Source organism: Nocardioides sp. (genome assembly GCF_036401255.1).
GTDB lineage: Bacteria > Actinomycetota > Actinomycetes > Propionibacteriales > Nocardioidaceae > Nocardioides.
The window spans coordinates 1-4,207 of sequence record NZ_DASWVI010000124.1; the positions used below are offsets into that span (position 1 = coordinate 1).

Annotated in this window: 3 protein-coding genes and 1 pseudogene; all 4 read right to left on the bottom strand. The window is 72.0% G+C overall.

The window, feature by feature from the left end:
- Positions 1-659, bottom strand: a pseudogene (locus tag VGD85_RS05515) (DNA polymerase IV); the annotation flags it as partial.
- A 57-nt stretch (positions 660-716) separates the two neighbouring features.
- Positions 717-1,637, bottom strand: a complete 921-nt coding sequence (locus tag VGD85_RS05520; RefSeq protein WP_331062441.1) for an AEC family transporter — start codon at positions 1,635-1,637, stop codon at positions 717-719.
- Between the two features lie 173 nt (positions 1,638-1,810).
- Positions 1,811-2,971 carry an acyl-CoA dehydrogenase family protein gene (locus VGD85_RS05525; protein ID WP_331062442.1) on the bottom strand — a complete coding sequence of 387 codons (1,161 nt, stop codon included), beginning with the start codon at positions 2,969-2,971 and terminating at the stop codon, positions 1,811-1,813.
- Positions 2,968-4,207, bottom strand: a 1,240-nt coding sequence (locus tag VGD85_RS05530) for a biotin/lipoyl-containing protein (RefSeq protein ID WP_331062443.1), incomplete at its 5' end; no start/stop codon positions are given. The genes VGD85_RS05530 and VGD85_RS05525, both read right to left, overlap by 4 nt.

The window sequence follows — 4,207 nt, forward strand, 5'->3', positions numbered from 1 at the left end:
CCGACGGTGGCGTTGAGGTCGGCCTCCTCCCAGGCGGCGAGCTGGCCGATCGTCCGGATGCCCTCGGCGTGCAGCTTGGTCGCGGTGACGGCACCGACGCCCCAGAGCCGCTCGACCGGCAGCGGGTGCAGGAACTCCACCTCGCGGTCCGGCGGCACCGCGAGCAGCCCGTCGGGCTTGCTCACCGCGCTCGCGACCTTGGCGAGGTACTTGGTGCGGGCGATGCCGACCGAGATCGGCAGGCCGACCTCGTCGCGCACGCGGGCGCGCAGGTCGGCCGCGATCTGCTCGGGCGGGCCGACGAGGCGGCGCAGTCCCCCGACGTCGAGGAACGCCTCGTCGATCGAGATGCCCTCCACCAGCGGCGTGGTGTCGTCGAAGATCTCGAAGACGCGCTTGCTGGCCTCGACGTACGCCGAGAACCGCGGCGGCACCACCAACGCGTCGGGGCAGAGCCGGGCGGCCTCGCGCCCGCCCATCGCCGAGCGCACCCCGAACGCCTTGGCCTCGTAGCTGGCCGCGAGCACGACGCCGCCGCCGACGATCACCGGCCTCCCACGCAGGCGCGGGTCGTCGCGCTGCTCGACGGAGGCGAAGAACGAGTCGAGATCGGCGTGCAGGATGCTCGCCGACCCCGAGCCGCTCCTGATCCTGCCCACGCGGTCAGTATCGAACAGATTTTCGATGATGTCGAGCGGCGCGCTCAGGCGCCGGGCTCAGGCGACGAGCGCAGTGATCGCGATGATCGCGGGGACGGACACGATCGTGCTCACGAAGATCGCGTCGCGGGCCAGCAGCACGGCTCGGTCGTAGCGCGAGGCGATGATGAAGACGTTCTGCGCCGTCGGCAGTGCGGAGAGCACGGTCACCGCCAGCAGCGCGTCCCCCTCCAGGCCGAGTGCGAACCGGCCCACGGCGTACGCCGCCAGCGGCTGCACCACCATCTTCAGCGCCACCGTGATCGCGAGGTCGGCCGCGGGCACGCCCCGGCCCGGCAGCGGGCCGAGCCGCAGCGAGACGCCGTACGCGAGCAGGGCCGCGGGCACCGCCATGCCGCCGACGAGCTCGAGCGGGTCCTGGACGGCGGAGGGCAGATCGACGTCTGTCGCGGCGAGCACCACCCCGATCAGCGAGCCGATCGTGATCGGGTTGCGCACCGGGCGCGTCAGGATGCGTCCCAGGTGCGGGCGTTGGTCGCTGTCGGCGATGTCGAGGAGGGTGAGCGCGAACGGCTGCAGCACCAGCAGCTGCATGAGCAGCAGCGGCGCGACCAGCGCGGGGTCGCCGAGCACGTAGGCCGCGATGGGGATGCCCAGGTTGCCCGCGTTCTGGTACGACGAGCACAGCGTGCCGACCACGGTGTCGCCGAGTCCACGCCGGCGGGCCAGGCTGACCGCGACGGACGGTGTCGCGCTCGCGACCACCGCCAGAGCCATCGCCACGATGTTGTCGGAGAACACCGCGCCCGGGTCGCTGTCCTCGAGCACGGTCAGCAGCAGCGCCGGGCTCGCCACGAAGAACGCCAGCGTCGACAGGGTCCGCTGCCCCGCCGCGTCGATGATCCCCAGCTGGGCGAGCACCGCCCCGAGGGCGATGAGCACGACGATCGTCGCGAACCCGTCGAAGACCCCCGCCACGCCCCCACCCTAGGGTCGAAGGCAGGCCCGGCGTGGCCGGCGGGCGGAGGCTGCGGCGGCTGCGGCGGCTGTAACGCCGGTTTACTCCTTCTCCCCACCGTGTTTCAGCACGGTCGGTAGGTGGGGTAACACGGCGTTACAGTTGATCCGCCGCAGCACGCGAACGCCCAGGCTCAGTAGGACTTGGGCAGCCCCAGGGAGTGCATCGCGACGAAGTTGAGGATCATCTCGCGGCTGACCGGGGCGATCCGGGTGGTCCGGGCGGCGACGAGGAGGCCGGCGACGCCGTACTCCTGGGTGATGCCGTTGCCGCCGTGGGTCTGCACCGCGACGTCGGCGGCGTGGCAGGCGGCCTCGCCGGCGGCGTACTTGGCCATGTTGGCCGCCTCGCCGGCGCCGAACTCGTCGCCGGCGTCGTAGAGCGCGGCGGCCTTCTGGGTCATCAGCCGCGCCATCTCGATCTCGATGTGCGCCTGCGCCAGCGGGTGCGCGATCGCCTGGTGCGAGCCGATCGGGCCCTTGAAGACCGTGCGCTCCTTCGCGTACGCCGTGGCCTTGCCGAGCGCGTGCCGGGCCATGCCGGTCGCGAACGCCGAGGCCATGATCCGCTCCGGGTTGAGACCGGTGAAGAGCTGCGCCAGGCCGCCGTCCTCGTCACCGACGAGAGCGTCGGCCGGCAGGCGGACGTCGTCGAGGAACACGCTGAACTGCAGCTCGGGCGAGACGATCTCCATCGGGATCGGCTGGGCCTCGAAGCCGGCCGCGTCGGTCGGCACCACGAACAGCACCGGCTTGACCTTGCCGGTCTTGGCGTCCTCGGCCCGGGCGACGACCAGCACGTTGTCGGCCTCGTCGACGCCGGAGATGTAGATCTTGCGGCCGTTGAGGACCCACCCGTCGCCGTCCTTGCGGGCGGTGGTGGTGATGTTGTGGGTGTTGGTGCCCGCGTCGGGCTCGGTGATCGCGAACGCCATCGTCGAGGTGCCGTCGCAGATCCCGGGCAGCCAGCGCTGCTTCTGCTCACCGGTGCCGTACTTGCTGATGATCGTGCCGCAGATCGCCGGGCTGACCACCATGAGCAGCAGCGGGCAGCCGGCGGTCGCCAGCTCCTCGCACACCGCCGCGATGTCGCCGATGCCGCCGCCCCCGCCGCCGTACTCCTCGGGGATGTTGATGCCCAGATAGCCGTTCTTGCCGATCTCCAGCCACAGCTCGGTGGTCTTCTCGCCGGAGCGGGCCTTCTGGGCGAACCAGTCGCCGCCGTACTTGCCGGCCAGCTTGGCCACGGCCTTGCGCAGCTCCTGGCGCTCCTCGGACTCGGTGAACGTGTTCACTCCTGCTCCTCCACTACGGCGAGAACCTCACCGGCGGCGACCTGCGCACCGGGCTTGACGTCGATCTCCGTGACGACGCCGGCGTACGGCGCGCTCACGGTGTGCTGCATCTTCATGGCCTCGAGCACCAGCACGGGCTGCCCGGCCTCGACCTGCTGCCCGGCCTCGACCGCGACGCTGACCACCGTGCCGGGCATCGGCGCCAGCAGGCTGCCGCTGGCGACCGCCTCGGCCGGGTCGACGAACCGCGGCACCCGGGTCAGCCGCACGTGGCCACGCGGGCTGTCGACGTCGACAGCGGCTCCGTCGACCGTGACCGCGTACGTCGTGCGCACCCCGTCGGTCTCCAGCGTGACGGCGGCGGGTCCCGCCTCGACCACCGTGTGCCCCTCGACCCGGTAGCCCTCGCGGCCGCCCCACCACTCGACCACGACGTCGCCCTCGAACTCGGTGCGCTGCGGTTGGGAGACCACGTTGCGCCAGGCGACCGGGACGCCCCGCTGAACGGTGCGCGAGGCGACGGCGCGCTCGGCCAGCGCGATCGCCGCCGCCACCGCGCTGTCGGTGGTTGAGGAGGTTGCGCTGGCAACCGTCTCGAAACCACCGAGGAAGTCCGTGCTGACCTCGCCCCTCAGGAACCGCTCGTCGCGCAGGATGCTCACCAGGAGGTCCCGGTTGGTGACCAGCCCGTGGATCCTCGCCCGGGACAGCACGCCCGCGAGCTTGCGGGCCGCGGCCTCCCGCGTCGGCGCGTGCGCGATCACCTTGGCGAGCATCGCGTCGTAGTGCGTCGACACCTCGCTGCCGGACTCGAACCCGGCGTCGACGCGGATCCCCTCCTCCTGGGGGATCTCGAACGTCGTGAGCCGGCCGCTCTGCGGCTGGTAGTCGGCCGCCGGGTCCTCGGCGTAGAGCCGCACCTCGATGGCGTGCCCGCGCGGCGCGCCGCTCCAGCCCATCAGCCAGTCGTGCTCGGCGGCCTCGATCTGCCGCTCGACCAGGTCGACGTCGTGCACGAGCTCGGTGACGGGGTGCTCGACCTGCAGGCGGGTGTTCATCTCCAGGAACCAGAAGCGCTCGCTGGCCGGGTCGAAGAGGAACTCCACCGTGCCGGCGCCGCGGTAGCCGATCGCCTCGGCGGCCTTGCGCGCGGCGTCGTGGAGGTCGGTGCGCACCTCCTCGGGGAGCATGGGAGCCGGTGCCTCCTCGACGACCTTCTGGTGCCGCCGCTGCAAG